26 protein-coding genes are annotated in these 25,410 nt (G+C 51.7%); 3 read left to right on the top strand and 23 right to left on the bottom strand.

All coding sequences use genetic code 11. The features are described 5' to 3' along the window. Positions 1-176: 176 nt before the first annotated feature. The 11 genes from KNP77_RS04990 to KNP77_RS04945 all read right to left on the bottom strand — a co-directional run bounded on the left by KNP77_RS04990 (position 177) and on the right by KNP77_RS04945 (position 8,374). Complete coding sequence (locus tag KNP77_RS04990) at positions 177-1,658, bottom strand: cryptochrome/photolyase family protein (protein WP_214888992.1); 1,482 nt, start codon at positions 1,656-1,658, stop codon at positions 177-179. Between the two features lie 30 nt (positions 1,659-1,688). Then, a complete protein-coding gene (locus tag KNP77_RS04985; RefSeq protein WP_214888989.1) occupies positions 1,689-2,594 on the bottom strand; it encodes a hypothetical protein in 906 nt (301 codons plus the stop codon). A gap of 6 nt (positions 2,595-2,600) precedes the next feature. Continuing rightward, positions 2,601-3,386: an ImmA/IrrE family metallo-endopeptidase gene (locus tag KNP77_RS04980; RefSeq protein WP_214888986.1), complete on the bottom strand. Its 786-nt coding sequence runs from the start codon at positions 3,384-3,386 to the stop codon at positions 2,601-2,603. Positions 3,387-3,390: 4 nt separating this feature from the next. Then, positions 3,391-3,792, bottom strand: coding sequence for a helix-turn-helix domain-containing protein (locus tag KNP77_RS04975; RefSeq protein ID WP_214888983.1), 402 nt, complete (start codon positions 3,790-3,792; stop codon positions 3,391-3,393). Positions 3,793-3,939: 147 nt separating this feature from the next. Continuing rightward, on the bottom strand, positions 3,940-4,215 hold the full coding sequence (locus KNP77_RS04970; protein WP_214888980.1) for a hypothetical protein: 276 nt from the start codon (positions 4,213-4,215) through the stop codon (positions 3,940-3,942). A 57-nt stretch (positions 4,216-4,272) separates the two neighbouring features. Then, positions 4,273-5,322, bottom strand: coding sequence for a C45 family autoproteolytic acyltransferase/hydrolase (locus KNP77_RS04965; protein WP_214888977.1), 1,050 nt, complete (start codon positions 5,320-5,322; stop codon positions 4,273-4,275). Positions 5,323-5,385: 63 nt separating this feature from the next. Continuing rightward, entirely contained in the window at positions 5,386-6,015 is a 630-nt protein-coding gene (locus KNP77_RS15970; protein ID WP_251138937.1) for a methyl-accepting chemotaxis protein, read from the bottom strand. Beyond that, a complete protein-coding gene (locus tag KNP77_RS04960) occupies positions 5,987-7,126 on the bottom strand; it encodes a HAMP domain-containing protein (RefSeq protein ID WP_251138923.1) in 1,140 nt (379 codons plus the stop codon). The genes KNP77_RS15970 and KNP77_RS04960 overlap by 29 nt, the downstream gene beginning before the upstream one ends. A 96-nt stretch (positions 7,127-7,222) precedes the next feature. Further along, positions 7,223-7,675, bottom strand: coding sequence for a hypothetical protein (locus KNP77_RS04955; protein WP_131464570.1), 453 nt, complete (start codon positions 7,673-7,675; stop codon positions 7,223-7,225). 11 nt (positions 7,676-7,686) lie between these two features. After that, positions 7,687-8,109, bottom strand: a complete 423-nt coding sequence (gene fabZ, locus KNP77_RS04950; protein ID WP_070328162.1) for a 3-hydroxyacyl-ACP dehydratase FabZ — start codon at positions 8,107-8,109, stop codon at positions 7,687-7,689. A gap of 13 nt (positions 8,110-8,122) precedes the next feature. Continuing rightward, positions 8,123-8,374, bottom strand: a complete 252-nt coding sequence (locus KNP77_RS04945) for a DNA-directed RNA polymerase subunit beta (protein ID WP_070328163.1) — start codon at positions 8,372-8,374, stop codon at positions 8,123-8,125. A 205-nt stretch (positions 8,375-8,579) separates the two neighbouring features. Here KNP77_RS04945 and mscL point away from each other — a divergent pair, with 205 nt between their 5' ends. Further along, positions 8,580-8,960, top strand: coding sequence for a large-conductance mechanosensitive channel protein MscL (mscL, locus tag KNP77_RS04940; protein WP_214888974.1), 381 nt, complete (start codon positions 8,580-8,582; stop codon positions 8,958-8,960). 17 nt (positions 8,961-8,977) lie between these two features. On the opposite strand, the gene KNP77_RS04935 is transcribed toward mscL, so the two are convergent. The 4 genes from KNP77_RS04935 to KNP77_RS04920 form a co-directional block, all read right to left on the bottom strand. Continuing rightward, positions 8,978-10,081, bottom strand: coding sequence for a glycerate kinase (locus KNP77_RS04935; protein WP_251138922.1), 1,104 nt, complete (start codon positions 10,079-10,081; stop codon positions 8,978-8,980). Between the two features lie 63 nt (positions 10,082-10,144). Next, positions 10,145-10,930, bottom strand: a complete 786-nt coding sequence (locus KNP77_RS04930) for a flagellar hook-basal body protein (protein ID WP_070328166.1) — start codon at positions 10,928-10,930, stop codon at positions 10,145-10,147. An 11-nt stretch (positions 10,931-10,941) separates the two neighbouring features. Then, entirely contained in the window at positions 10,942-11,715 is a 774-nt protein-coding gene (locus KNP77_RS04925; RefSeq protein ID WP_070328167.1) for a flagellar hook-basal body protein, read from the bottom strand. Between the two features lie 158 nt (positions 11,716-11,873). Continuing rightward, positions 11,874-13,805, bottom strand: coding sequence for a sensor histidine kinase (locus KNP77_RS04920; RefSeq protein WP_214888971.1), 1,932 nt, complete (start codon positions 13,803-13,805; stop codon positions 11,874-11,876). A gap of 187 nt (positions 13,806-13,992) precedes the next feature. On the opposite strand from KNP77_RS04920, the gene KNP77_RS04915 reads away from it, so the two are divergent. Both KNP77_RS04915 and KNP77_RS04910 read left to right on the top strand, forming a co-directional pair. Continuing rightward, entirely contained in the window at positions 13,993-15,801 is a 1,809-nt protein-coding gene (locus KNP77_RS04915; protein ID WP_214888970.1) for a sensor histidine kinase, read from the top strand. Further along, on the top strand, positions 15,782-16,546 hold the full coding sequence (locus tag KNP77_RS04910; protein ID WP_214888951.1) for a response regulator: 765 nt from the start codon (positions 15,782-15,784) through the stop codon (positions 16,544-16,546). Before KNP77_RS04915 ends, KNP77_RS04910 begins: the two co-directional genes overlap by 20 nt. A gap of 161 nt (positions 16,547-16,707) precedes the next feature. Here KNP77_RS04910 and mreB read toward each other — a convergent pair whose 3' ends face one another. The 8 genes from mreB to atpA form a co-directional block, all read right to left on the bottom strand. Beyond that, complete coding sequence (mreB, locus tag KNP77_RS04905; protein ID WP_214888948.1) at positions 16,708-17,694, bottom strand: rod shape-determining protein MreB; 987 nt, start codon at positions 17,692-17,694, stop codon at positions 16,708-16,710. Between the two features lie 75 nt (positions 17,695-17,769). Beyond that, a complete protein-coding gene (murA, locus tag KNP77_RS04900) occupies positions 17,770-19,071 on the bottom strand; it encodes a UDP-N-acetylglucosamine 1-carboxyvinyltransferase (protein ID WP_131464584.1) in 1,302 nt (433 codons plus the stop codon). Positions 19,072-19,284: 213 nt separating this feature from the next. Beyond that, positions 19,285-19,530, bottom strand: a complete 246-nt coding sequence (locus tag KNP77_RS04895) for a DUF1146 family protein (RefSeq protein WP_131459001.1) — start codon at positions 19,528-19,530, stop codon at positions 19,285-19,287. A 204-nt stretch (positions 19,531-19,734) separates the two neighbouring features. Next, the gene (locus KNP77_RS04890) at positions 19,735-20,925 is read right to left on the bottom strand and encodes an EAL and HDOD domain-containing protein (protein ID WP_251138921.1); all 1,191 of its coding nucleotides are present in this window, start codon (positions 20,923-20,925) and stop codon (positions 19,735-19,737) included. A gap of 188 nt (positions 20,926-21,113) precedes the next feature. Next, positions 21,114-21,524, bottom strand: a complete 411-nt coding sequence (locus KNP77_RS04885; RefSeq protein WP_016510237.1) for a F0F1 ATP synthase subunit epsilon — start codon at positions 21,522-21,524, stop codon at positions 21,114-21,116. 28 nt (positions 21,525-21,552) lie between these two features. Continuing rightward, positions 21,553-22,971 (bottom strand): F0F1 ATP synthase subunit beta, encoded by a 1,419-nt coding sequence (gene atpD, locus KNP77_RS04880; RefSeq protein ID WP_131464586.1) that lies wholly within the window; start codon positions 22,969-22,971, stop codon positions 21,553-21,555. A 34-nt stretch (positions 22,972-23,005) separates the two neighbouring features. Then, positions 23,006-23,863: an ATP synthase F1 subunit gamma gene (atpG, locus tag KNP77_RS04875; protein WP_070328176.1), complete on the bottom strand. Its 858-nt coding sequence runs from the start codon at positions 23,861-23,863 to the stop codon at positions 23,006-23,008. A 36-nt stretch (positions 23,864-23,899) separates the two neighbouring features. Next, the gene (gene atpA / locus KNP77_RS04870; protein WP_070328177.1) at positions 23,900-25,408 is read right to left on the bottom strand and encodes a F0F1 ATP synthase subunit alpha; all 1,509 of its coding nucleotides are present in this window, start codon (positions 25,406-25,408) and stop codon (positions 23,900-23,902) included. Positions 25,409-25,410: the final 2 nt, after the last annotated feature.

Here is a 25,410-nt window from a genome sequence, read left to right as displayed (position 1 = left end):
GGACCACCAGAAACATGACGTCACGGACGTGTGGGCTTCTGCTGGTCTCTCGAATGTTCTACCGAATGCTATTCACTTTGGGTTGAGGGGTCTCACAAGTCCTATCGTAACGGATGAATGTAAAGCATCCGTGAAGCCCGTGCAAAATTTTATAAAGACGACGTAAAAAAACCGATTCACGGGGAATCGGTCAATGTTTGTCGCGCTTTCGCCAAGATGTCGGCTTTGACGTCGTCGTCACGCCCTTGCCAGTTGCGTACCATCATCTTCATGCGCTGGTTGTTCGAGAAGCGTTCCTCGTGCTTGTCGATGAAGTTCCAGTACAGGGCGTTGAACGGACAGGCGTCAGCCTCGGTCGTATGTTTCGGGTTATATTTGCAGCCTTTGCAATAGTCGCTCATCCGGTCGATGTATTTGCCCGAGGCGATGTACGGCTTCGTCGCAAGACGTCCCCCGTCCGCATGGAGCGCCATGCCGAGCACGTTCGGCAACACGACCCAGTCGTAGGCGTCGATATACATCTCGTTGAACCAGTCGCTCGTCTGTTGCGGCGAGATTTCGAACAGCGTCGCATAGTTACCGAGCACCATCAGCCGCTGGATGTGATGGTTGTGCGCTCGCTCGACGACCGGCTTCAAGCTCTCGTGCATACAGTTCAGGTCCGTGTCCGCGTCCCAAAACAAGCCAGGTAAGTCACGCTCGTGGTTGAACGTGTTCACGTCTCGATAGTCGGGCATCAACGCCACATAGACGGCGCGCATGTATTCCCGCCAGCCGAGAATTTGGCGGACGAACCCTTCGACTGAAGCAAGGGGCGCGTCGGTCGCGCATGCCGCCTCGATGACTTCGTGCGGGGTCAGCAGTCCGACATTGATCGCCGCCGACAACAGACTGTGCGACATCTCCGGGTTTTCGGTCAACATCGCATCCTGATACGGACCGAACGTCTCGAGCCGCTCGTCGACGAAACGCTTGAGTGCTCGCCTTGCCTCGTCCCGCGTCACCGGCCAAGCGAACGGTTCGATTTGTCCGGGGTGGTCGGAAAACGTCGTCTCGACTTTTCGGATGACGTCTGTCGTGATGGCGTCAGGTCGGAAGTGGATGGCCGGTGGGAACGTGAGCCCGGACTTTGGCGGCTGGCGATTATCCGCGTCGAACGACCATTTGCCGCCTTTTGCTTTCCCGTCTTCGAGCAACACGTCAAACCGTTTGCGCATATGACGGTAAAACCGGTCCATCCGCCACGGCTCGCTGCCGAGCGTGTCGACGGCCTCTTGCTTCGTTAAATAGAAGAGCGGTACGTCCGTATGTTCGATGAGCTCGTGCTGGTCTCCGAACTGCTTCAGCTTCCGCTCCATCGGCTCATCGGTGACGGCCGTGTAGTGAATCGCCTCGGGGTCGAATCTACTGAAGTGATCGTTCCACGCGTCTTGGAACGAGTCGGCCTCGTGGTAGTCGACGGTGAAGCCGCGCTCGCGTAACTCCTCGGCGAAATGTCGCATCGCCGAGAAGATGAGGACGAGTTTTTGTTTATGATACTTCCGCCACATCGCCCGTGACGTCGCCTCGATCATGACGATGACGTCGTCAGCTTTGACATATTCGAGCATCTCGAGGTCGTGTGATAACTGATTGCCGAAGATCCAAAAGGATCGCATTTACACACCCCTCTTCTTTGCTAATCTTCTTTAGAAAGTGGTTCTAAATTCTTCATTCCGACATACAAGTTGAACGAGTTCTTGATTATCGAGCTGTCTGTAATCAACGTCTCGAACCGAATACGAAAATCTCAATTTTCGATGAAGGTGTTTTCCTGCACGATGTTTTGATAAGAAGGTAATCATGTCTTCTTCACTCCACACATCTCGCCTCTTACTTAAAATACTACATAACAAACAATCAAATGATTCAAGTTGATACGCCTTAAGAAAAGATGGTTGATTCTGAATATGCAACAGAGCGAGCACTTTTTCATCAGCACTGAGCAAACGGCGCACGTTATATACACCCTTCTCTTCATCGCTAAACAAACGAACATCGGGAACTCCGTCTTCTAAGAGAACGAACGCTAAAAGGTGTAATATTCTTTCTCCCAAGTCTTTTTTCTGTTGCGATAACGCATGAAAGATTTCTTCTGGTGAAGCGGCAACCTCAATAGCATGCTGAATCGTTTTATTCGTTTCGTTCAAGTGGACGTTCAGCAGACGAAACTTAAGAAACGCATGATCGGTGTGATTCATAGTTGCTGCTAATATGTCATAAATCATTTCAAACGAAAGAACTTGAACCGGAATTTTTTCAGAGAGTTTTCTAAACATTGGTTGATGTAAATCACGATACAGCTCCATTGTCATCCCTCGGTTTCCAGCCGTCTCTTCAAGAATGATTTCAGGGATATACAGAATCGCATTCAGTGAAATCAGCTCATCTATAAAGTGGTTAAAGTCTGCTGGGTAATCTCGAGCAACTTTGGCTAATCGAGTCAAAATCATTGTGTCGAATAGACATGCTTGTTGAAGTGGCGTCGGTGGGATATATCTTTTTTCAATATACGGGTCAATTGAAGTGATTAACGAATCATCAAGTTCACGCATCGAAAATCACCACTCATCCTTTTGTAGCTCTACAAGACGTTTCATGTGTTTTGCATAAATGGATTCAAAGCTTTGTAAATCACTTTCTCTGAGCATAGGACTGACTCGTTGTTGTTGAAGCATACGATTTAACTCGTTTAATTTAATCGCGAGCGTCGGGTTAAAGAGAGAACGATCAATGTCACTAGGGAGTTGATTTCGATATTCATAATCAATCGCAGCCAAGCCCTCTGTTTCGCTAATTAATCCATCCTGAGTCATTTTAATGACCAGTGATTTATAAGGTACTTCAAAAATCGGTATGAGGCGGATGATGTTTAAACGATAGTCGTCCTCTGGATAAAGTTCCTTGATTGATTCATATGATTCTTTTAAGACGTGACCGTTGATTAATAATTCCCCAGCAAATAAATTAGCTTTTCTTTCGTTCTCATTTAAAACCGAATCATCAAAAAACGTTTGAGTCGTGCTATTTTTAATTTCTTCTTGTTCATACATGTAATGATAATACTCGTGAGCCCACATAAAATTTTCATAGACCCTCGGCTGTGATGTATTGATATGAATATAAAAAGTTCCATTTCGATATGTGACTAACCCACCGTAATGTTGCTCTTCGCTTGGAAACAACAAAACATGGGCATACTTCATCAATTCATTTTTGATGGCCTCATGTGTTTTTAAACGAAATGCTAACCCTTTATCTTTTGTGTTTTCTACTTTACTGACCACTTCTGGCAACAATCGTTTATTTTGTTCAATGACATCGAGCAAATTCTGCTGATTAATCATAAGATTACGATAACTCCTCGTCTATTTGATTTAATCGTTCTAATACATCAATCATCGAGATGAAATCTTCAAGCATCTTCATTGTTTCATCGAGACGATGTTTATCCCCACTCTTATGATAACTTGCAGCTGCAACATTTATGAGATTAGACTCTAGATTGATTTGTTCAATCGTTTTTGGCGGAACAAATTGTTCATTATAGAAATAAAACGACTCATTAATTCGAAATAACTTGTTTATCTTTTGTACGTTTTTATTAACATCGCCTTGCCCTTTTAGCAAATCGTAATAAGTCGACTTTGTCATACCCGCTCTCTCATATACCCACTTTGGCGATTTTCCGGTCGCTTCAATATAAAGTTTGATATTTTTTCCGACTAACTGATTCAATTCATTCTGATTCATGCTCATCACCCCCTTTATTACCCCCTTCCTTAATTCCGGTAAAAACAAACTTAATAACTAAATTTTATATTTTTTTATCAAAAAGACTATAATACCTATTTTAAGTTTGCTCTAAGTGGAATATCAAGTATATTTTTTTGGTTCTCATCAATTCTTTTTACGTGTCACAGCGACCCCGCCGAAACCGCTGATGATCGCGATATAGAATCCTAAATCATAAAACCAACCGGTGTTGTTCACTTCATAGACGCGATACGTGTCATTGAACAACCCTAAAATCAGTGACACCGGTGCGATCCAGCCGTGCCAGACGCCCCAAAAGAAGCCGGCCGGGTCCGTCGTGTAGGAGCCGTCACCCGGTACGCAGCCGCCGAGGACGACAACCAACCCGAGCATGATGGCCAATAATCCGATTCGTTTCATTTGAATCCCTCCTCGTATTCCTATTCCCCGTTTTCATCAAAAAAGCACTGACCGAAGTCAGCGCCAAAGCTGGACCGTGTTCGCGAACTCGATATCGGTCGCAATCTCACCGTCGAGGGCGTGCAAGTCGAAATCCTCCCCGTCGAGCCACGTCTGAAAATCAAAGATGACCGGGTCGCGGTCGCCGCCGAGGGCGAACCACGTCTCGAGCGTCTCCGGGAAATAGGCGGCCGTATGGATCGTCCCGGCCCAACTTTTATACAGCTCCGAAAACACACCTTTATCCGAGTCGTTCATGAGCCGGAACGCGCTCTCGGCGTCTTGGACGATATGTTGATACATCTTGATTTCCATCATCCGTCGCGTCGAGTCGTCGAGATGGTAACGGTTCTCGTGCTGCAACAGCTCGAAGTGGTTCGTGCAAATGTTCGATTCGCGGACACGGATGTCGCGCGGGGTCGCTTCGATGACACGTGTGTTTGATGACTTGTCGTGGACGACGTACGTGAACGAGCCGCGGTGCGGGATGTCTTTCAACAGATCGACCGCTTCTTCGACCGTCGCGCACGTCTCGAGAATCATCCGTCCGATCATCTGGCAGACGAAGCCGTCGCCGGGGCGGCGGCGGTTGATGAAGTTATAGCCCATGGCGAGTCCGCGCTCGTTCATTCCGTCCATCCGCCCGGTGACGCGCGAGACGGGTCCGATGACGGCGTAGCCCTCGTCCGGTTGGAACACGTTGTAGCGCCCGTCATACGTCATCGGATGATAGTCGTAGTTGCGGACGAGGAAGTTGTCCCCTGTCAAAATCGAGCAGCCGCTGATCGGGTTATTGACCCGGAAATGACCGAAATGAAGGAGCGTATCGCCGAGCGTCAGTTCGAGCGCGTCCTGCAGGCCGAGCAGTTCTTCCCAAATCCTCGGGGCGAACCGGTCGAACGCTTGTTTCGTCTCGCGCTCGTCAATCTCAAACCGGGGGACGCGCAGCTTCCACTGATCGGTCCGGTTCTCGAGCAGCTTGCTGCGCTTGATATATTCACCTTGAAAGCGGCCAAAGTCGTAGTGACTGCCGCGGAATTGTGTAAGTTCGCTTGAGACACGTTGCATGAAAAAACCTCCCTTGCGCCCATTATAGCGGACGCGCGGGAGGGATGTCTGACTTGAAGCTGTTCATAGTTTAAACTGGCGGCTCATCTGTTGCATGTCTTCCGCGGTGAGCGACAAGTCTTTGACGAGACGGTTCATCGTCTCGCTCGTCGCCGACATCTGTTCGGTCGAGGCGGCCACTTCTTCGTTACCGGCCGTACTCTCTTCCGAGATCGAGGCAATGTCTGAAAGACCGTGCTTGATGTCTTCTTGGTTCGTCTTGACGCGACCGAGCTGTCCTTGCATCGACCCGGTCAGCCGCTGCATCTCACGGACACTCGCCTCGATCTCATTGAACGCCTGCTTCGTCGCCTCGAGCGTCCGTCTGCCGTCTTCGGCGGCGTGCATACTGTCAGTGAACGTCTCGCCGAGCGCGATCGAGTTCCGTTTAACGCTGCCGACGATCTCTGAGATCTCACTGACCGATTGGGCGACGCTGTTCGACAGACCGCGAATCTCGGAGGCGACGACGGCGAACCCTTTCCCGTGCTCCCCGGCACGGGCCGCCTCGATGGCCGCGTTCAAGGCGAGTAAGTTCGTCTGTTGCGAGATCTGCCGGATGATCGTGACGAGCGCCGTCACTTCGTCCGCCTGTTGCTCAAAGTCTTTCACTTGGCCTTGCGACTCATTTACTTGCGCATGGATGTTCGTCATCTTCCCGACTGCGTCTTCCATGAGCTGCAACCCTTCCGTCGTCGCCCGACTGACGACTTCCGCTTGAGTGCTCACGCCGTGCCCGTCCGTCGCCGTCTGTTCGACGAGTCCCGAGAACTCGTTCATATGTCCGTACAGCTTCATCGTGAGCACGCTCTGATTCTCGACCCCCCCCAGCGATTTCTTCCATTGTGAACGCAATCTGTCGCGACGCATCGTTTACTTCCTCTGAGATGCTCGCGACGTTGCCACTCTCATCCCGGACCGTCTGTGCCGACGTCTGTAGGTTTGAGATCAACCCTTTCAACATCTTCGTCATTTGGTCCATCGAGACAGTGAGGCGCTTGATCTCATCATTCGCGCGCAGTTGAATGTTGTTTATCTCAACCGACGCCGTCGCCAAGTCGCCACCGGCGATGTGCGTTGCGACGCGTTCGAGGTCACGAAGCGGACGTAATTTCCAACCGAGGTAACGCCAGATGATGACCGAGGCGAGACCGAGCAAGATGACGAGTCCGATGAGTACCGGGGGCAGACTTTCACGTAATACGTCAGTCGTGACCGCCGCAACATCGGCCGCGCTTTTGTCGATGCCGATGACACCGATGACTTCATCCCCTTGCTTGATTGGGACGAGCACCGTCATATAGGTCCCAAACTCCGGGTCTTCGACAATCGGCGTCGTGCCGGTTCCGCCTTCAAACGCCGGCTGTACGTCTTCGAGCGAAGTTGCAGACACCGGTTCCCCAATCTCGGACGCGTCTGTCCCACTCATTCCATCTACAATAATTTGTAGCTCCTCACCGTCCAATGCGAGCGTGTAGACGTACATCGCCCCGATTTGCGTGCGGTACGTATCGAGTTGTTCCCGAAACTGCTCGAATTGTTCATTCTTTTCCGGATTTTGTAAAAACGCCGCATACGCGTCCGCATCTATCTCCTTACTGATCCGAGCAGCGTCTTCTAGCAAGACGGCCTGCATCGAACTGAGCACCGTATGTTTCGTACTCACGTATTGAGTGACCCCGAATATGACGATGAGTAGCGTCACAAAGGCGAGCATCGCCGCGAGAATCCGATTCTGTAGTGACTGTGGTTTATTTTGTTTCATAAATTCCCCTCCTAGTTCCTTATTGTTTATATCGGAGGAAACTAAAAAAGAGTAAACAAAAAACGGATGATTTTCGACAAAATCATCCGTTTTTTTTTATTCATTTGTCGAATTAACGGCTTCGAGCGGCATCGAGACTTCCGCCTCACCTTCTTCTCCGATGTGGAACAATGGGAGTGTCGTCGGCACGAACAATTCTGGGTTCATGTCGGCTTGATAGACGTATGTCCGCACGTCACCTTCACGCTCGGCGACGATTTCACCGAACGGGATCGGTACGCGCGTGCCATCGACTTCGTAGCTGATCACCGTCGTCGGGTCGAGCCGACGGTCTTCGAGCATTCGGATCGTGAACAGCATCGTCGAGCTGTTCGTCCGCTCGAGCGACACGGCAATCGACTCAGACTGTCCGGCCCGCTTGTCGATCATCGAATCGCCCGCCGTCTGTTCGAAGACGACGTTCTCTTCTGTCGCTTCTTCTGTCTTCATCTGTTGGCATCCGACAATTGTCGCTAATCCAAGCATCAAGGCAATCACTAATACACGCATCTCGTTTCCCCTCACTTCAAGGCGAAAGTCAGTTCTGCAACACACGCCACTTCTCCGTCGACCGTCGCTACGGCACGTCCTTTACCGATCGGACCACGCACCTTCAAGATCTCGACCTCGAGGCGCAACTGGTCGCCCGGGACGACTTGACGTTTGAAGCGACAGTTGTCGATGCCTGCGAAGAACGCGAGCTTACCTCGGTTCGACTCTTGTTTGAGCATCGCGAACGCACCGACTTGGGCTAGTGCTTCGACGATCAAAACGCCCGGCATGACGTTATAGTCTGGGAAATGTCCGTTGAAGAATTCTTCGTTCGCCGTCACATTTTTTAAACCGACGGCCCGTTCGCCTTCTTCGACCTCAAGAATCCGGTCGATGAGCAAGAACGGGTACCGATGCGGGATCACTTCTTTAATCTGTTCAATCGTGTACATGGTTCCACCACCCTTATGATGTTAGCCAGAAATCGGTGATATGGCGCCACGTGTCGATGTTGAACACGTCTCTCCACTCGCCTCCGCCAATCACGCTGTACCCGATAATGGCACCGATCGCGAGCATCGCGGCGGCCAAGATCAAGACAACGATGATGCGTAACAAGATCGGGAAACGGCGGTTGTTCGACAAGCGCTTTCGCTCCGTCCGCTCTTTAGGCTCTTTTTCTTCCGAGCCCTTCTGTTCTTCGTTCGTCACGTCCATTCATCCTTTCAGCTGATCTGATTATAACATATTAGTACCAGGTATTAAAATTGTTTCATAAGTTCTTTATAAGTGTAACGTATCTAGAAATGTCGAACAAGCGCCCCGTCCTCTAGCAGTCGAGCGCCCGTGCGAAAAAAGATACGGTTTGCCCTAAATAATATGCTAACGTGAGAGTATTCATTGTAAAAGGAGGATTCATTTCATGTGGAAAGAGTTCAAAGACTTTGCAATCAAAGGTAATATGATCAACCTTGCTGTCGCCTTCATCCTCGGGGCCGCCTTCACGGCGATCGTCACCTCGCTCGTCAACGATATCTTCATGCCGTTCCTCGGCATCCTGATCGGCGGCATCGATTTCTCGACGCTTGCAGTCACCGTGCTCGGCGTCAGCGTCACATACGGCAACTTTCTGCAAGAGATCGTCAAGTTTTTCCTGATCGCTTTTGCCTTGTTCATGATGGTCAAAGGGATCAATCGCCTGAAGCGCGAGCAAGCGGTCGAAGAGACGCCAGAGCCAGAGTTGTCGCGCGAAGAACAGTTGCTCTCAGAGATTCGCGATCTGCTTAAAAACCGTCCACTATGAGTCATTCGTCTGAGCCGTCACGGTTTAGACGTTTTTTCAATTAGTCGAAACGCCCGGCTGACCGCGTTCGTCAAGAGCGGTGACGCTTCCAACATCGCCGTCTCAAGCGGCATGACCCGGGAAATGATCGGGAAAATGGCTTCAATCCCGACTTCCGGGAGTGCCGTCATGTCGGTCTGGCCGGTGAAGACGAGCGTCGGGACACCATGTTCGTGCGCAAAACGAGCCAAACCATACGGGGCTTTCCCGTGCAGTGTCTGTTCATCGAACTTACCTTCTCCCGTGATCAGCCAATCGGCCCCATGCAGTTGCGCGTCAAACGATGACCAACGCATCACTTCCTCGATGCCATTCACGTACGTCGCCCCGAGTTGGTACATTGCAAAACCGATGCCACCAGCAGCTCCCGCCCCGGCGACCGCCGTATCGGCGCGATCGAAACAAGCAGCGTAAGCGCTCATCAAGTCGTCATAGCGGGCGACGTCACTTGGTGCCAGACCTTTTTGTGGACCGAACACGGCCGCCGCGCCCGCATGTCCGAGGAGCGGGTTCATCACGTCCGAGGCGATTCGCCATGTGACGTGCTTCGCCTCCGGCATCAGACCGGACCAGTCGACGCGCTTCACGCGCTCGAGTCCGTGCGGGAACGGTTCGAGCACTCGTCCGGACTCATCGAGGAAACGGACGCCTAGCGCTTCGAGCACGCCCTTGCCACCATCAACAGTCGCACTGCCGCCGAGACCGATCGTGATGCGCCCCGCTCCGCGTTCGATCGCTTGTCTGAGTTGCATCCCCGTCCCGTAAGAACTGTACCGCCACGGGTCGAACCGATCGACGAGCGTCAGCCCGGACGCTTCCGCCACTTCGACGACCGCTTCTCGTGTTGCTTCGTGCCATCCGTAGCGCGCCTGACGGACCCGTCCGTCGAGCGCAGTCACTTCCTGTTCGACCGCCTTCGCTTCCGGATGTGTCGCCAGCCAGGCGTCGAGAAACCCTTCGCCCCCGTCCGATACGGGGATCTCTACGACGTCATGTCCCGCAAGCGCCCGTCGCACCGCCCGATTCGCTTCCTGACTCGTCAGCGAGCCTTTGAATGAATCCATCGCCACAACAATTCTCATACCGTTCCCTCCTTCACCTCATTATAAAATAAAAACCGCTCCTCCGAAGAGAAGCGGTCAATGTTATGGGCGAAGTGACGTCACGAGCCCCATCATCTGGTCGCTCATCGACAGCGCCCGGGAGTTCATCTGGTAGGCACGCTGTGTGATCGTCATATCGGTCATCTCTTTCATCAAGTCGACGTTCGATGATTCGAGCGTTCCTTCTAATAAGAGATTCCCGACTGGACGGTCGACTTCGATGTCAAGATCAGCCGAATAGACGTTGTTCCCAAGCGGACGAAGTTCCGACGTGTTGCGCACCTCGACGATGTCGAGGCGCCCGAACTCTTCTTCGACGCCGTTCACGCTGGCGACGAGGACCCCGTCTTGACGGACGCGATGATTCGTCGCTTCGTTCGGTGTGACGATGCGATTGCCATCTGCACCGAGAAGTGCGTTGCCGTTCACGTCAGAAAGTGTCGTCCCGTCATTGCCGACCGAGAGCTGCATGTTGCCGCTCCGGGTCACACCGATCCCGTCTTCCGTCTCGACGACGAAAAACTGGCGGCTTGCCTGCAAGAAGACATCAAGACCTCGGTCCGTCTTCTTGATTTGGCCGATGTTGAACTGTTGAGAGATGTCACCGACGTGACCGCCGACACCGATGCGGATTCCGTTCGGTGTATCGCGGCCGACTTCAAGTTCGGCCCGAGGCTGATTGTCATACGCTTGCGAAAGGAGCGAGGCGAAGTGACCTTGCTGGCGTTTAAAGCCGACCGTGTCGACGTTCGCGATGTTGTGGCCGGTCACATCGAGCTGACGTTGAAGCTGGGCTAGTGACGAGACCGAGTTATAAATGGACTGCATGGGTTTCCTCCTTATCGAATCCGAGCGATTTCGATGGCCCGCTCGGCACTCTTGTCATACGCCTGGACGACTTTTTGGTTTGCCTCGAACTGTCGGTACGTCACCATGAGGTCAGCCATCGTCCGGTCGAGGTCAACGTTTGCTTCTTCGATATAGCCTTGTTGGAACTGGACGTTCGCAGCGGGATTTGCTCCCCCGTTGACGCGATAGTCGTTCCCGACTTGTTCGAGCGTGGCCAAATCATCGATTTGAACCGCCCCGAGCGTCGCTACGTCCTGACCGAGCGACGTGATTTGACCGTCGCCTGACAATTCGAAGTCACTAGACGGCAACTGGATGCGTTCACCCGTATCAGACAAGATGTACCCACCATCCGCCGAGCGGAGGAACCGCTCATCGTCGACCGAGAAGCGGCCGTTCGTCGTATAGAGCGCCTCCCCGTTCTGTTCGACCGCGAACATGGCGGCGCCTGTAAAGTCAGCCGGAACTTTCAAATATACGTCGGTCGGGCTATCCGTCGCCGTGACGCTGCCAGCAGAGAAGCGTGGCATCGTTTCCTGCAAATACACGCCGGTCGAGAGCGTGCCGACCTCGCCTTGGACGCGCGAACGGTCGTTACCAGGATGGCTCACCTCGGCGAGCAATAGTTCAGGGAACGACCGGACGACACCGTTTGATGCCTTGAAGCCCGGAGTCCGAACGTTTCCAAGGTTGTTGCTCAATATCTCTTGTTGCCGCTGAAGCGCGTTCATCGCACCCGCCGCCGTATAAAGTCCACGTAACATGTTCGTCTTCCCTTCATCCTTAAAGTTTCTACTTCTTATATCGTACCAAAGGAAGGAATCATTCACCCTTTTTCGAAAAAATGCATAAAAAACTCCTTAGTCGTCAATACGAGACAAAGCCCACTTCAGTTTGACTGAAGTGGGCTTTGTCTATGCAATCATTCAACAATCGGCAATTCGACGATGATCGTCGTCCCTTGTTCTGATTTAGAACGGACTGAAATCGTTCCGCCGTGTGATTCGATGATCTCTTTACAGATGGCGAGCCCAAGGCCGGTGCCTCCAATGTTGCGGCTCTGTTCATTCTGTACGCGATAAAACTTTTCGAATAGTCGCTCGGCGTCCTCTGCTGTCACCCCGATGCCCTCGTCTTCGATGGCGACGCGGATGACGTCCCCTTCACGCGATACGTTGACGGCAATATTCCCGCCGTCGGGTGAATACTTGATGGCGTTGTTCAAGATGTTCGAGAACACTTGGCGTAGTTGGGCTGGGTCCCCTGAGACGCGTATCTCCTCGTCACACTCGAAATGGAACGCGTGTAGCTCGGTCGACCCCGCATGAACCTCAAGGACGTCCGAGAGGAGCTCGAACAGACTCTCGACTTTAAAGTCTTGTTCGACTTTTCCCGCTTCCATCTTTTGAACGTCGAGCAGGTCGCTGACGAGCCGTTCAAGCCGTCTCGTCTCGCTGTTGATCATCCCCAGATAACGCTTGCGTTTCAGTTCATCGACGTGACGGTGCTCGAGGAGCTCCGTGAAGCCGAGGATGGATGTCAAAGGCGTCCGCAGTTCGTGAGATACGGTTGCGACCAATTCAGTTTTCAACCGATCGACCTCAATCTCTTTCGTGACGTCGCGCAACACAAAGATCACACCAACACGTTCGTCCTGCAGTTCGATTGGTTCGGCGTACATCCGTATGATACGTGTTCCCCCTTGCATAGAGTACGTAAACGTCTCATCGAATATTCCTTCGTGCTTCGCTCGATTTGTGAACCGGTTGAGACCTTCCTGATCGTCGATTTGATCCATGAACGGTCGGTAAAACTCTTCAATCGGATAGAGACTTTGGCGATCATCAAATGGGATTGGTTGTTCGTACAGATCAAACAACGCCGCATTGGCATACCTTTGCCCTGTGTCCGTCTTAACAAATACAATCGCGTCTCGCATCGTATGAACGATTCGTGCCGTCTTCTCTCGTTCCCGCTCCAATTCATCATGCTGCTTGATGAGCGAACTCGACATCGCGTTGAACGATCTCGAAAGTTGCCCTACCTCATTTTGAAGCGGATCGACCGGGACGAGCAATGCGTGCGGGTCGACTGCCAACCGTTCGCTGTTCGTGATGAGTGCCTGGAGCTGGTTCGTCAACCGGACGATGTACGGTTGCAGACTGATAAAGAGCGTAAACAGGGCTCCGAGCAAGATGATAAGCCAACTCCATTGGGCTTTGGCGAGCTGTTCAGATAACGATGCACGCAGTCCGATTTCTTGGAAGTCAAGTTCGGACCGATAATCGGTGAATATCGATTCCATGTCGACGATGCTCGCGCTCATATCGGCCGCGCTAGTTGACTTGAAGTTGAATCGTGTCTGGTCCGAGCTCGCGATTTGCGTCAGGAGCTGTCCGACGGTCTCCATCTGCAGGAACGGCTCATCGACTTCTCCGTTCGCCTTGGCAATCACGTAACGCTCGAGTCCGGGCATGACCCGGGACGTATAGACTGTAAAGAGGAGACGGGCTTCAGTCGCGAACGTCACTTCTTCTGCGCTCGCGGCGCTTTGTTCGAACCACGTCGTCTGTTCGTCGATCCGGCTTTGTGCCGCTCGTACTTCATCTAGCAGTGACGCCTCACCGAGCAGGACGTGCCCGCGCATCTCATACTGCATCGATTGCCACGTCTCGAACAAGTCGGTCGCGCGTGCGCGTTGTTCACTGATCCGCTCGAGTTCAACCATCGTCTCATCGATCGCCTGTTGCGTATAAAAATAAGTCCCGAGCGAGGGAACGGAAATTAAAACGATGAGAACGTAGAACACCGTTAGGACTTGCCGGCTAATCCGTTGTTCGATCCAGTGTTTCATACATGGCCTTCTTTCCGTATCAGTTATATTTTATTTATTTACGTTCGCTATTCACATAAGCCAGATTCGTGTATTATAATTAGACGTTAGACACTATTAATCTAAAAAATGTAGTTTTTTTCCTGACCTAGTAAGTATAGCAATGACTTCTCACAAGAAACTCACAAATAGCGAAGGGAACATGCTGATGACCCCTAAATATATCGGGCTGACGCTGTTGATTCTCCTCCTGGCATTGACAGGTGGGCTCACGTTCACACGTGGGCAATCGATTGACAGTACAGCTACCGTCATCCAAGGAACTGCCGACTTGAGCGCTTCCGAAGTGACTGACACAATCGTACGTCTTGACGGGACTTGGCGTTTTCAATCGAGCCTGCTCGACCAAGTCGACCGTCAGACGTATCGTAACGTCCCGTACGTGACCCCACATCAAGTGGCGACGTACGAAGTGGACGTCTCTCTCCCGCCTGGCCAGTACGCGTTACGCGTCCCGAGAAACCACCCGCATATCCGTCTCGCAATCGATGGTGAAGCGGTATCTCCCGTCTATTCGTCGACACCCGATTCACGGCATGCCTATCTCGTCTTACTCGATACGCACACGCCCGATTTTCGCTTGACGATGCAAGTGACCAGGTCGGATGAACGCACAACCGGTATCCAAGACAGTCTGCTCATCGGTCCGACGAGCAGTATCATAACCCTCCAAAATAAATTTTTTAGCTACGATTTTATCATTATTTTAATTTCGTTTTTAATTTTTTCATTCTATGCGATCGTCTTTATGTTCCACCGGAAAGAGTCACTCTATCTATATGGTGCCGCCTTCTTCTTCTTGATCGGCTTGTCGCTGTTGACACGTGATCAAATGATCATATTCGAATTCATCCCGGCCATGACCTACGTCGTTGCCCATAAGTTCAGCTTGATCACAGGACTCCTTAGCTTGACCATGCTGATCGGATTCGCACTCCGGCTCGAGCAAGTCCCGTTCAGCCGTTTCCTCTCCATCGCATCTTACCCACTCTACGCGTTCAGCTTGATCGCACTCATCATTCCGTACAGTGTACACGCGACGTTTGATTATGTTGCCTGGGTTTATGTACTCGTAATCGCCTTGTTTTGGACAGGACTCAATATCCATTGGCTATTCGAACGAAAAGACGATGGGTACCCGTTTGAATTTCTAATCTTTACGCTCGCCTTGGTCATCGGCTATATCGGCCAACTCATCTACGTGTTCATCACGCATCCGAACCAAGTGTTGTATTCGAACGTCCTGTCGCTCATCTACTTTTTACTCATGTTCATGTTGCTACCGGTTCATTTATCGACCGACAAAAAACAGAAGCGGGAAGTGCAGACGTTCGCCACACAAAGCGAGATCTCATTCTTCAACTCTCAAATCAAACCGCACTTTTTGTATAACACGTTCGGGAACGTGATCGCACTCTGCTACACGGCACCGAATGAAGCCGCACGCCTCCTTGGTCACTTGAGCACGTATGTCCGCTTCATTTTCGAGAACGGACGCACAGAGACAGATATTTCACTCCGGCAAGAACTCGCGGTGATCGATTCTTATTTGATGATCGAGCAGACGCGGTTCGACGGCGCCTTCACCATCATCAAAGAGATTGACGAGACCGTTCTCGACGCCCTCATTCCTCCACTCTTGATCCAACCGCTCGTTGAGAACGCGGTCCAGCATGGGTTGATGAAACAAGACGGCGTCAAACGTCTCATGCTATCCGTCCAAGACGCCGGTGATATGATCGATATCCGTATCGCGGATAACGGAGTCGGCTTTGACCCGAAGACAGTGCTTCACGAAGTGAGCGGTATCGGTATCCCGAACGTCAAGAGCCGAATCGGTTACCTTCCTGACGCCACGTTTAAATTGAATTCTGAACACGGGGTCGGCACGAACGTGCACATTCGGCTTCCGAAACGAGAGAGGATGACAGTAACACATGCGGACGATCCTGATTGAAGACGAGCCCCATATTTTGAGGATGATGGAACGATTCATCCAAGCAGAACCGAATTTGAAATGGATGGGCTCGTTCCACGACCCCGTCCAAGCACTCGAATTTTTAACGACGCAAGAAGTCGATCTCGTCTTTCTCGACGTCGAAATGCCAAAGATGAACGGAATCGACCTCGCCAAGCGCCTGCCTGAGACGACACAAGTCGTTTTCACGACGGCACACAGCCAATACGCGGTCGAGGCGTTCGGGTTACAGGCGACCCACTATCTCCTCAAACCGATCACCGAAGAAATGATTCACGACCTCGTCCCGCTCGTCTCGAAACGGTATACAGAAACGCTTCAGCCCAAGCATCATCGGACGTGTACGATCCAATGTTTCAACAATTTCTCCGTCAAGACGCACGAAGGCGACCTCGTCAAATGGCCGACCCAAAAGACCGAAGAACTTTTCGCCTACTTGATTTACCATCGCGACAAGGTCGTCAATAAATGGCTCATCGCCGAGATGCTCTATCCCGATATCGATGATCCGCAACGGGCACTCCATAACGTCTATAACCTCATCTATCGCTTAAAGAAGACGCTTGCTGATTTCGACTTGAACATCACGGTCCAAACAATCAACAATGGCTACTCGCTTCATTTAGAGGACGTTTGTTCATGTGACTACCACGACTGGTTGAACGCCGGTCAGACGGAAGCAAACACTCGCCTGTTCGTCGACAAAGATTACAAGTGGCACTAAAAAACTTCTTCCCGCTCGGGGAAGAAGTTTTTTTATCGTCCGATGTTTAGGGGAGCAAAAAACTAGTGTAAGGCTAGTCAACAAAAGGACGAACAAAAAAACTCGGTCCAGGCGTCCCGTCTTCTCTAGGAAGCGTAGACGCCGTGTACCGAGTTTTCCTCTTATTTCAATCGATCTAAGTTCTCAAGCATGATGCCTGTACCGTGCGCGACGCTAAGCGTCGGCTCGTCGGCGATCATGACTGGCAAACCGACTCGTTCAGCAACGAGCTGGTCGATGCCGTGAAGGAGCGATCCACCACCTGTCATGATGATGCCGCGGTCGATGATGTCGGCCGCGAGTTCTGGCGGCGTCTGCTCGAGGACGCGCTTCGTCGCTTCGACGATCTCGTTCGCCGACTCGGCCATCGCTTCACGGAGTTCTTCTGACGTGATCGTTACTGTACGCGGAAGCCCACGCACCATGTCTCGGCCTCGGATATCCATCGTCTCGTTGCGCCCACCCGGGAATACGGTCGCGATCTCTTTTTTGATCTGTTCGGCCGTACGCTCACCGATGATAAGCTTGTGCTTGTCTTTGATGGCACGGAGAATGTCCGTATCGAACCGGTCTCCGGCAATCTTGATCGTTTCACCGCAGACGATGTCGCCCATCGAGAGGATGGCGACGTCGGTCGTCCCGCCCCCGATATCGACGATCATATGTCCAGCTGGCTTCCAGATGTCCATGCCCGAACCGACAGCAGCTGCTTTTGGTTCCACGGCGAGGAAGACTTCTTTGGCGCCAGCTTTCTCAGCGGCCTCACGAATGGCTTTCGCCTCGACCGGTGTCACGTTGGCCGGTGTACAGATCAGCATTCGGATGCCACCGAAGAAGCCACGGACTTGAATCTTCTCGATGAAGTGGCGAAGCATCGCTTCTGTCGTCGCGAAGTCGGCGATGACCCCGTCACGGAGTGGACGGATGGCAACGATGTCGCCAGGCGTACGCCCGACCATCTGATACGCTTCCGAACCAACGGCGAGCACTTTCCCTGTCGAACGCTTGATGGCCACGACTGAAGGCTCGTCGAGGACGATGCCTCGGCCTTTCACGTGGATGACTACGTTTGCTGTTCCTAAATCAATCCCGATATCTTTTGAAAACATGGTGTGTAGGTTCCTCCGTTCGTTACTTCATTGAAAAGAGCGAGAAGAATCTCCTCGCTCCTATGAGTCTATTAATTAGTTGTTGACCAGTTCTTCAGCGATTTCGACAGTTCCTTCAATTCGCTCGATGTCGGCACCGAGTGCTTTAAGTTTCTTGTGGAAATCGACGTATCCGCGGTCGATATGGTATAAGTCACCGACACGAGTCTCCTCGTCGGCGATGAGTCCTGCGAGGACGAGCGCTGCCCCGGCACGAAGGTCTGTCGAAACGACTTCGGCACCTTGGAGGCGAACGCCACCTTTAATGATTGCTGAACGACCTTCAATCTTAATATCCGCGTTCATGCGACGGAATTCTTCGACATGCATGAAGCGGTTTTCAAACACAGTCTCCGTAATAACTGACGTGCCACCCGCTTTTAAAACGAGGGCCATCATTTGCGCTTGCATATCTGTCGGGAAGCCAGGGTGTGGCATCGTCTTCAAGTCGATTGGTTTCAATACTTCTGGTCCAATTACACGCATACCTTCCGTCGTCTCTTCGAACTTGACGCCCATCTCTTCCATCTTCGAGATAAGTGGACGTAGATGTTCGCGCTCAGCTCCGATGACTTCAATATCGCTGGCTGTGATCGCAGCAGCGACGAGGAACGTGCCGGCTTCGATACGGTCCGGGATGATCGAATGCTCAGCACCATGCAACTTGTCTACGCCTTCGATGCGGATCGTTTCCGTTCCAGCACCGCGGACGTGAGCGCCCATACCGTTCAAGAAGTTCGCGAGGTCGACGATTTCCGGTTCTTTCGCAACGTTCTCGATAACAGTCGTTCCTTCAGCGAGAACCGCCGCCATCATGATGTTTTCTGTCGCACCGACCGATGGGAAGTCAAGATAGATCTTCGCACCTTTCAAGCGACCTTCAACTGATGCTTCGACGAAACCGTTGCCGATCACTGTCTTCGCGCCCATTGCTTCAAATCCTTTTAAATGAAGATCGATCGGACGTGATCCAATCGAACATCCGCCTGGCATTGCGACACGCGCATGGCCAAGACGAGCAAGGAGAGGACCCATGACAAGGATCGAGGCACGCATTTTGCGAACGTACTCAAGCGGTGCCTCGTCTTTGATTGTGCCCGAGGCATCGACAGTGACTTCGTTGTTTGCTTCATCGAACGCGACCTCTGCACCGAGATGGCGAAGCACTTTATTAATCGTGTAAACATCAGCAAGACGTGGCACGTTTTGAAGTACCGATTTTCCTTCGCCTGCTAAAAGAGTGGCAACCAATGTTTTCAGTACGGCGTTTTTAGCTCCTTCAACACGCACAATACCTGACAATTTACGTCCTCCACGGACTACAATCAAATCCTTCATATCTCTCTTTGTCCTCCAGCTTCGTTGTTTTTTTATTTTATGCGTCGATATCCGTTTCCGGATGTGGTTATGTCGATTACTATGATGTTTTTTTTAACGTGACGCCTCATCAGAAAAAAATAAAAATAAAATCATAATCTGTCCTGATGATTGGTCGTCATGTCAGACGAGTTTATCCTACATGATATACATATAGGAGTCGTTACAACAGGATTACAGTTTGTTAATGATTTGGAAAATCGACTGTAATGGTACGAGCGCCTGAGCCAATCGGATATACTCCAAAAAGAACTGGGCGATCAGAGAACCGAAGACGACGGCCACGAGGACACGCAAGACAGCGGCTTGCGGACTTCTCACTTGGTTGAGCACGCTCTCCCACTTAACTGGCATGAGTGCCCACCAAGCGACGTAGATCGCTACGACATAGATGACGAGCGATAAGACGGTGTTTAACATCCTCGATTCCCCTTTTTTCAAAATTTTGTACCATTTTTAATCATAGCACGTTGCGACAGAGAAAAAAAGACTTAGCATGATGATGATCAATCGAATCGTCTCATCCTATCAGCTCACTCTCTTTACATAAACCGCATATAAAAGGGACGTCATCGGCGCATAGCCTTTACTACAGTAATTGACGTCCCACCAAATTTTCAAACATTATTCCTTTTTTTCGTCCTGTGCGAGCGCCCAGCGGATCGCTTCGATATAGTAACGAGACCAATCTAGCGCCGTCTCGTCGACTGGCACGGTTAACTGCTCATACGCCTTCACCGATTCGAGCAGTTCATGCAACTTGTTCGGCTTACCGAGAAGTGCCTCTTTGACAACCGGTTCGACTGGGAGCTCGGCGATCAGCGTTTGCATCGTCTCGTCCAAAATGACGTCGAGTGAAGAGAAAATCCCGGTGATGAACGCATCAAACGGAGCTACCCCCGGAATTGTCTCATCGGCAATCAACTCCATCATCTTCCCACGGATAACGCTTTGCTTGATCAATTCTTTCGATTCAGACGTCTGCATCTCCCGAAGCAACATCAAATACGACCAACGCCGCATCTCGTCAAGTCCGATGCGGGCAACGGCTTGTTCGATCGATTGAATCGTCGTACGGCCCTTTTGATAGACCGTGTTCACCGACCGGAGCATCTTGTAGGACAGATCGACACTTCGTTCAATTTGCCCGGCGATGCGGCGGAAGTTCGGTTCTAGTTTATCGAGCTCTTTCAGCACCTCGACGAGCGTATTACGGAGCGGATGGACTTCCGCCCCATGAATGACTGTCGGACGACTGAAGAAATAACCTTGGAACATTTTATAGCCAAGCTCTTTCGCGATATCATATTCAAGCTTCGTCTCTATCTTTTCCGCAAGAAATTCGATCCGGTGTCCGAGCGCATCGATCAAGCGTTTCTGTTGATCGACCGGTGTCGCCTGATAATCGATTTTAATAATATCCGCAAGCCCGATCAACGGGCGGTATTTCTCTTCGAAGACGAAATCGTCTAAGGCGATCGTATAACCTTTCCGCCGAAGTGATCGCAGGGCGGCAAGTACTTTCTCGGTCGGTTCGACGTGTTCAAGCACTTCGATGACGAGAGATTGCCGCGGCAATAATGAAGGCACTTCCCCTTCGATCAAGTTCTGTGGAAAGTTGATGAACGCCCGCGTCCCTTCGGTCAATTCCCGAAAATTAAAGACGAGGTAGGCGTTATGGATCACGTCGGCGGTCGCAAGCGCATCGTCGACGTGTTCGAACATATTTTTCTCGCTGCGGCGATACAACAGTTCGTAGCCGCAGACACGTAGTTTCTGGTCAAAGATCGGTTGACGCGCAACGTAAACTTTCATCCATCTATCTCCTTTTTGATAGTTCCCACCTATACTATCGGACGACCCGTTCCTGCATTCCACTATTTGGACACAAAAAAACATGGTTCTTTCCACCTACATATAATGAAGGAAGCTGGTTCAAACGTCTGATTCAAAATGGAGGAACAAAAAAATCCTCTCCCACTAAAAGTGAGAGAGGATGCTCATCATTCTTTAATATCGCGAATGCTCAAGCGGTTGACCGCTTTCTTGAGCGCTAACTCCGCACGTCGGAATTCAGTATCCGAAATCTTCGAATCTTGAAGGCGACGTTCGGCGCGGAATTTCGCCGCAGAGGCGCGGTCGTAGTCGATCTTATCCGCCATTTCGGCCGTTTCAGCTAAGATCGTCACCATATCGGGACGAACTTCCATGAAACCGCCGCTGAGTGCGATCAGCGTGCGTCCACCATCTTCGTGGCGCAGTTTAAGGACCGAGACGTCGAGTGGCGTCACCATCGGGATGTGTTTCGGCAAGATACCGAGTTCACCTGTCACCGATTTGGCGACGACCATTCGTGCCTCGCCCTCGTAAGCTGCACCATCCGGGGTGACGACGTTGACGTGAAGAGTATTCATCGTCTAGTTTCCCCCTTCCGTGTAGGTCTTAGACCAACGTCTTCGCTTTTTCGATGACGTCTTCGATTGGACCAACGAGACGGAATGCGTCTTCCGGGAGATCATCGTGTTTACCGTCGAGGATCTCTTTAAAGCCACGGACTGTCTCTTTAACTGGTACGTACGAACCTTGTTGGCCAGTGAACTGCTCAGCCACGTGGAAGTTTTGTGACAAGAAGAACTGAATCCGACGGGCACGGTGAACCGTGAGCTTATCGTCTTCAGACAACTCGTCCATACCGAGGATCGCGATGATATCTTGAAGCTCTTTGTAACGCTGAAGCGTCTGCTGGACGTTACGCGCGATTTCATAGTGCTCAGGTCCGACGATGTCAGGCGAGAGGGCACGTGAAGTCGATGCGAGCGGGTCAACGGCTGGGTAGATCCCCATCTCCGAGAGACGACGCTCAAGGTTGGTCGTTGCATCAAGGTGGGCGAACGTTGTCGCTGGAGCCGGGTCAGTATAGTCATCGGCTGGTACGTAAACCGCTTGGATCGATGTGACCGATCCTTTAGCTGTCGACGTGATCCGCTCTTGAAGCATACCCATTTCCGTCGCGAGTGTCGGCTGGTAACCTACGGCAGATGGCATCCGACCGAGAAGGGCCGATACTTCAGAACCTGCCTGTGTGAAACGGAAGATGTTATCGACGAAGAGAAGAACGTCTTGTCCTTGCTCATCGCGGAAGTATTCTGCCATCGTGAGACCCGTCAAGGCAACGCGTAGACGCGCGCCCGGCGGCTCGTTCATCTGACCGAATACCATCGCCGTCTGCTTGATAACGCCTGATTCCGTCATCTCGTGGAACAAGTCATTTCCTTCACGCGTACGCTCGCCGACTCCTGCGAATACAGAAATCCCGCTGTGCTCTTGCGCGATGTTGTTGATGAGTTCCTGGATGAGAACAGTTTTACCTACACCGGCACCACCGAAGAGGCCGATTTTACCACCTTTGATGTACGGTGCAAGAAGGTCGACGACTTTGATCCCTGTTTCCAAGATCTCAACATTTGTCGACAATTCATCAAACGTAGGTGCGAGACGGTGAATCGGTGCCCGACGTACAGTCGGTGAAACTTCTTTATCGTCGATTGGGTTACCGAGTACGTTGAAGACACGACCGAGCGTCTCTTCTCCGACTGGTACTGAAATCGGTGAACCTAAGTCAAGTACTTCCATGCCGCGGCGAACGCCGTCCGTTGAGTCCATCGCAATCGTACGGACCGTGTCATCCCCAAGGTGAATCGCCACCTCGAGCGTCAAGTCGACACTGACATCTTGCGCCGTCTCTGCCACGTACGTGACTTTGAGGGCGTTGTAGATGTTCGGTAAGTGGTTCTCGAACTTAACGTCGATAACTGGGCCCATGACTGCGACTACGCGGCCTTTTATGCCGTATTCGTTCATCGTGTTAGCCTCCTACAATCTAGAGGGCGTGCGCTTATTCAAGCGCAGCCGCACCTCCGACAATCTCTGTGATTTCTTGTGTGATCGCCGCTTGGCGCGCGCGGTTGAACTTGAGCTTGAGTCCGCGGATGAGATCATCCGCATTGTCTGTCGCGTTCGCCATCGCCGTCATCCGAGCCGCGTGCTCCGATACTTTCGCATCGAGAAGCGCGCCGTAGATGAGCCCTTCCGCGTAACGCGGGAGGAGCGCTGCTAAGATCGTTTCTTCTTCTGGTTCGTATTCATACATCACATTAGATGCGGTCTGTTCGATATCCCCAAGCGGAAGCAATCGATCCATCTTCACTTCTTGGCTGATGACAGAGATGAACGAGTTGAAGCAGAGCTTCAATTCATCGATCTCGCCTTCACTGAACGCGCCGACCGTCTGTTTGACGATCTCCGCGACTTCAATGAATGTTGGCTGGTCGTTAAGTCCTGTCATCGCACTGTACACCGGAATGTTACGTGTCTTGAAGAACTGAACGCCGACCTTCCCGATCACGTACAGACGGTACTCGTCTGTCGAATCGTGTTTGGCTTTCAACTCGCGGTACACGTCGCGAAGGACGCTGGCGTTGTATCCACCAGCAAGTCCGCGGTCCGACGTGATGACGATGTAGCCGGTCCGTTTGACGGGACGGACTTGAAGCATCGGGTGCGTTGCGCCTGAAGTACCGCCGGCAATCGACGAGATGACTTCTTGCAACTTGGTCATGTACGGCTTGAAGTTGGCGTTGCTCCCTTGAGCGCGGTTCAACTTCGAGGCCGACACCATGTTCATCGCTTTCGTGATTTGCTTCGTGCTTTGGGTCGAGGTGATCCGCATCTGGATCTCACGTAATGATGCCATTTCGATTCACCACCTTAATAGACGCTCGTCACCGGATTAAACCGATGGCGAGAATGTCTTTTTGAATTCCGCAATTGCATCGACCATCGCCTCGTCAGCAGGAAGGTTTCCTGTTTGACGGATTTCACGGCAGAGGTCCGCACGGTTTTGGTCGAGCCATGCGTTCATGTCTTTTTCGAAACGACGGATGTCTTCGACTGGGACGTCATCGAGATGACCTTTCGTGAGAGCGTAGATGATGAACACTTGCTTGTCGACCGAGAGCGGTGCGTTCAATTCTTGCTTCAAGACTTCAACCGTCCGTTGTCCACGGTTCAACTTCGCTTGTGTCGCTTTGTCGAGGTCTGACCCGAACTGGGCGAACGCCTCGAGCTCACGGTATGACGCGAGGTCAAGACGGAGCGTACCGGCAACTTTCTTCATCGCTTTCACTTGAGCCGCACCACCTACACGCGATACCGAGAGACCGGCGTTGATCGCGGGACGTACCCCTGAGAAGAAGAGGTCTGACTGAAGGAAGATTTGACCGTCTGTGATCGAGATAACGTTCGTCGGGATGTAAGCCGAGATATCCGACGCTTGTGTCTCGATGAACGGAAGAGCTGTCAGCGAGCCGCCACCGAGTTCGTCGTTCAACTTCGCCGCACGCTCAAGAAGGCGTGAGTGGAGGTAGAAGACGTCACCTGGGTAGGCTTCGCGGCCTGGAGGACGACGGAGAAGAAGCGAGAGCTCACGATAAGCTGCCGCTTGTTTCGAGAGATCATCATACACGACGAGGACGTGTCGTCCGCGGTCCATGAAGTACTCACCCATCGATACCCCTGCAAACGGCGCGAGGTAAAGAAGTGGGGCTGGCTGTGAAGCCGAAGCCGAAACGACGATTGTGTAATCGAGGGCACCATTTTTACGGAGCGTCTCAACTACGCCACGGACAGTTGATTCTTTCTGACCGATTGCGACGTAGATACAAACCATGTTTTCTTCTTTTTGGTTGATGATCGCATCGATTGCGACCGATGTCTTACCAGTTTGACGGTCACCGATGATGAGCTCACGCTGACCGCGACCGATTGGTACGAGGGCGTCAATCGCCTTGATCCCAGTTTGGAGCGGTTCGTGAACTGACTTACGGGCCATAACGCCGTAAGCTTTACGTTCGATCGGGTTGTATGTGTCCGTCACGATCGGTCCAAGACCGTCGATTGGTTGTCCGAGCGGGTTGACGACGCGTCCGAGGAGCGCATCACCGACTGGTACTTCCATGATGCGGCCCGTACGTTTAACTGAGTCGCCTTCTTTGATACCTTTGTAGTCGCCGAGGATGATAATCCCGACGTTGCCTTCTTCTAAGTTTTGCGCCAAGCCCATTATGCCGTTTGAGAACTCTACGAGTTCTCCTGCCATAACGTTATCGAGTCCGAATGCACGAGCGATACCGTCACCTACTTGAATGACTGTACCTGTCTCACTAACTTCGATTTCAGAACCGTACGAAGCGATTCGCTCTTTTAGCAGGGCGCTGATTTCTTCAGCTTTGATCGTCATTG

It is taken from the genome of Exiguobacterium sp. s142 (assembly GCF_018618455.1).
Classification (GTDB): domain Bacteria; phylum Bacillota; class Bacilli; order Exiguobacteriales; family Exiguobacteriaceae; genus Exiguobacterium; species Exiguobacterium aurantiacum_A.
This window is presented reverse-complemented; position numbering and strand designations above follow the sequence as displayed.